At 48.3% G+C, this 3,344-nt stretch carries 6 protein-coding genes; 3 read left to right on the top strand and 3 right to left on the bottom strand.

Annotation, left to right across the window (positions count from 1 at the left end):
• Positions 1–108: 108 nt before the first annotated feature.
• Entirely contained in the window at positions 109–609 is a 501-nt protein-coding gene (locus ACP5J3_RS12120) for a hypothetical protein (RefSeq protein ID WP_428495928.1), read from the top strand.
• Between the two features lie 195 nt (positions 610–804).
• On the opposite strand, the gene ACP5J3_RS12115 is transcribed toward ACP5J3_RS12120, so the two are convergent.
• Both ACP5J3_RS12115 and ACP5J3_RS12110 read right to left on the bottom strand, forming a co-directional pair.
• Positions 805–1,194, bottom strand: coding sequence for a Fur family transcriptional regulator (locus tag ACP5J3_RS12115; RefSeq protein ID WP_428495927.1), 390 nt, complete (start codon positions 1,192–1,194; stop codon positions 805–807).
• Positions 1,191–1,673: a hypothetical protein gene (locus ACP5J3_RS12110; RefSeq protein ID WP_428495926.1), complete on the bottom strand. Its 483-nt coding sequence runs from the start codon at positions 1,671–1,673 to the stop codon at positions 1,191–1,193. Before ACP5J3_RS12110 ends, ACP5J3_RS12115 begins: the two co-directional genes overlap by 4 nt.
• Before the next feature lie 118 nt (positions 1,674–1,791).
• Between ACP5J3_RS12110 and ACP5J3_RS12105 the strand changes: the two genes are divergently transcribed.
• The gene (locus tag ACP5J3_RS12105) at positions 1,792–2,397 is read left to right on the top strand and encodes an AAA family ATPase (RefSeq protein ID WP_428495925.1); all 606 of its coding nucleotides are present in this window, start codon (positions 1,792–1,794) and stop codon (positions 2,395–2,397) included.
• 44 nt (positions 2,398–2,441) lie between these two features.
• On the opposite strand, the gene ACP5J3_RS12100 is transcribed toward ACP5J3_RS12105, so the two are convergent.
• The gene (locus ACP5J3_RS12100; protein ID WP_428495924.1) at positions 2,442–2,729 is read right to left on the bottom strand and encodes a hypothetical protein; all 288 of its coding nucleotides are present in this window, start codon (positions 2,727–2,729) and stop codon (positions 2,442–2,444) included.
• A 107-nt stretch (positions 2,730–2,836) separates the two neighbouring features.
• Between ACP5J3_RS12100 and ACP5J3_RS12095 the strand changes: the two genes are divergently transcribed.
• The coding region (locus ACP5J3_RS12095; protein WP_428495923.1) for a hypothetical protein at positions 2,837–3,344 on the top strand (508 nt) is incomplete at its 3' end.

Below are 3,344 nucleotides of genomic sequence, written 5' to 3'. Positions count from 1 at the left end.
CCTCTTCTCTCACGCCATTTTTTATCATTACAGATTTCTCTTCTAATCGTATGTAATATCTCTAATTGGCGAACATCACTGTTATAAAGATTGAAAGTTCTCATAATCATGAGTACCGAACCCCAAACCCAAATCCCAACCCAAGAAACACAGGAAGAAATCCTCCAGCTGGAGATACTAAAACCGGTGAAAGAAATTGAAAGGAAAACTGTGTTGAGGCATGTCTACAATACACTGAGAAGCTTCGTCGAATCATCAAGTAACTTGTCGTATTCATGGAATCACGGCGTTGCGATCGAACGCAATACCATGTTGTTTGAAAAAAGGCCTAAGTGGAGACTGATTATCTACCGCGATAGTGGCTTCTTTAAGCTCTACAGCCGGAGAGGAAATCTCGTTATGGACGTAGAAAAGAAAATGGAGTACGACAAACCCGTGACCTACATCATCAACATCTACAATGGCGATAGCACTCTGTCGTTTGACGCGTACGACGAAAACGAGCTAAGATTTAAGGCTGTTACTAGCGACGCTCCATTCGCCCGGCCAATAAGAGTAATTGAAATCATCGATAGGCTTTGCGAGTTCGCAAGATTTGGATTTTGCTAATATGTTGTTGGCAATACGTACTACATAGCGGTTTGCAAATAACCCCTCTTTTTCTCCTCCCGTGATGTAGTGTCCGCTGGGGCCTGGACCCCGGTGAGCCCCCTCGGGTGGGGGCGAGGGGGATGGGCTGGAACCCGCGTCTGATCCCTCTCCTTTTCTCCTTTTTCCTGTCGAGGGTGTTTTTCTATTCTATTTTTATTGGCACCTAGCTCTCACCACTATCGATAGTGGCTTCGCGCCTTCTTTCGTAAAGGCGTTCACTAGCTCTTGATCGGCGATTTCTCTAATCTCGCCACTGTCTTCGCATATGATGTTTACATGCAAGCCAGATCTGTCGATGTGTGTCTTTCCGCCGATCTGGAATGCGACGATATATCCCAACTTCTCTAGCACCTTTAGCGTGCTGTACACCGTGCCGAGACTGATTCTTGGCATGCGCTCTTTCGCTTCTCTGTAGATCTCATCAAGAGTGGGGTGCCCGCCTCTGGCGAGCCTTTCGTACAGGATTCTGACAATCTCTCTCCGTTGCCTGGTCAGCCTCAAGCCACGCTCTCTCAAGCCTCTGAGCACGTCTTCCAGCTTCATGAAACAGAGCTGGCAGGTGTCGAGGAGTCGCAGAGCTTGTACATCTCTAGTAGCTGCTGTGCTTTTTCTCTCGCTATGCTCCTCATGGTCTTTCCTGATCCGCTCTTTCTTGTTATATTCCTCGCATACATATCATCATATGCGTTCAGCAGTTCTGTAACTATCCTGCAGAGCGCCGATCTGTCCACGTGGAACTTGTAAACATAGGAAAATGGCTCTTTGAGCTTTGGGGCGAGCTCTGGGTATTTCTCAGAAAGCTCCGCAAGCCACTCCATGTGCTTCCTCGCCATATCGCGAAGGACGTCGTACGGCGGAGAGAACGAAATGAAGCCGAGAATTGGGTGGTGGAAGAACGAGCGGTGCGCGGCGCGGTAAACCGCGGGGTTGTAGCTGTTCACAGCCTTGAACAGCTCCGACTTTCTTGTTGGGTGCAACAAATTTAGCTTTATGATGTATATTTCGCGCCACTCTGCGGACATGTTCAGTGAGTACCTCTTCGTATTTAAGTCTTGTGAACAGCAAAACTCAGCCATCTGCCGAAGGTAATACCGACATTTGACGAACATAACTGTTATAAACCCATACGGTCTTTCCTTCATGAACACCGAACAAAATGTAATTCTAGATGAAAACAAAAAATTGAAAATACAAATAAAAGATTATAAGCGGTTAAAAGACGTTGTAATTGAAGGAAAAAAGATAGTGTTGTTCGGGCCAAATGGAGATGGGAAATCTACCATAATAAAAATGGTAAGGGAGCGTGTAAAATCTGTGTATATAGATGTATGTAGAGCTTATGGCGTACCAGTTTCAGTAGATGCGTGCAGGAAGAAGTTTGTCTTTAAGGATCCGGAGCTAGTGGAGAGTATCATTGACGATCTCAGACGTTTCAGATTTGACTGGTCTATCTACTACAACAAAGCATACCGTGACAAATGGCTTGAGGCGTCTGAGTTGAGCTTTGGAGAGTTGCGTGCGCTGTTAATCATCTCAGCTGTCAGGATGGTAAAGGACAGCGATACAGTCATTCTTATAGACGCCTTCGAGGCTGGGCTCCACTACGACTGGATTGTCGCGGCAATAGATATACTGACTGAAATTCCGCAACCTGTAATAATTGAGTCACACATGGCGCTAACTCTGAAGGCCGCTCTAAGTAGGGGATGGTCAATGTACTATATTCTAGTTTCAACTATCTTTTGATTTCTGGGGGAGGGCTCTAGACGTACGGCTACAGTTCTTAATGTTCATCTTGTGGTTTCAACTATCTTTTGATTTCTGGCCCTAGCCACGACGCCCTTGGGCCACATGATCTTCCACTTGTCGAAGTATCTGTCCGCTGCCGTGCCTAAAGTGGCCACACACTCGTCCATGCCGCCGGGGAACATCTTCCTGAACTCGTCTGGGTAGGCGGCCTGGAGGAACTCGCAGACGCCTGCGCCGTACTTCTGCTTGTACACCTCCTCGGTCTCCTCTACTAGTGGCGATCCCGTGTAGACGTCAGGTAGCGAGCCTATTCTGTATTCGGTAGACATAGCATCTCCATTCGGCCGGGCTTATAAATATTTCTAGCTGGGAGTATACATACGTCATTAAGGACGCCGCGGCGTCAAGAGTTATATAGCCATATGACATTAATGCCATGCACTGTCCAAACGTAGTCCTGGCCAACCCAGACGAGGCGGTAAGAGATGTAGACGCGGTGAGGGAGAAGCTGGCCAGGGGAGCTCCGGTAGAGGACTTAATGCCAGACTTGGCGACGCTGTCGAATAGAGTATTGATTAGAACAGCCGTGGCCGCCGCCCAGAGTATTGCACATGAGATCTCTGAGCGCACGAAAGACGCCGATATCCAAGCCATGGCCACTGCATTTGCGGCGACTTTCGAAAACGAGCTACGCCGCGGCATGTTGGTGGCCTTTCTAACCGCTCTAAGTAGATACATAGAGCGGCACGGGGCGATTGTTGCAAATGGCTACATCGCCACAGACGGGGAGTGTTGCGCCTCTCTGAATACGGCAAAGATGTTGCTGTACAGAGAGGTGAGAGACAGGACGTCTCTCAGAATAGTCGAGGGCGTGGCGGGGAAGCTGTCAGACGGGCTGTGTCTAGTGCCGCTATCTTCGCTGAACTTCATGATGACCCTGGTGA

This window comes from Pyrobaculum sp. (assembly GCF_049971835.1).
In the GTDB taxonomy this organism is placed as follows: Archaea; Thermoproteota; Thermoprotei; order Thermoproteales; family Thermoproteaceae; genus Pyrobaculum.
The sequence above is the reverse complement of the archived record's forward strand: the minus strand, read 5'-3'. Positions and strand labels throughout refer to the sequence as shown.

Excerpts from the sequence above, each read along its gene's own strand:
- ACP5J3_RS12120 (WP_428495928.1), top strand. The coding sequence starts at position 109 with ATGAGTACCGAACCCCAAACCCAAATCCCAACCCAAGAAACACAGGAA.
- ACP5J3_RS12115 (WP_428495927.1), bottom strand. The coding sequence starts at position 1,194 with ATGAAGCTGGAAGACGTGCTCAGAGGCTTGAGAGAGCGTGGCTTGAGG.
- ACP5J3_RS12110 (WP_428495926.1), bottom strand. The coding sequence starts at position 1,673 with ATGTCCGCAGAGTGGCGCGAAATATACATCATAAAGCTAAATTTGTTG.
- ACP5J3_RS12105 (WP_428495925.1), top strand. The coding sequence starts at position 1,792 with ATGAACACCGAACAAAATGTAATTCTAGATGAAAACAAAAAATTGAAA.
- ACP5J3_RS12100 (WP_428495924.1), bottom strand. The coding sequence starts at position 2,729 with ATGTCTACCGAATACAGAATAGGCTCGCTACCTGACGTCTACACGGGA.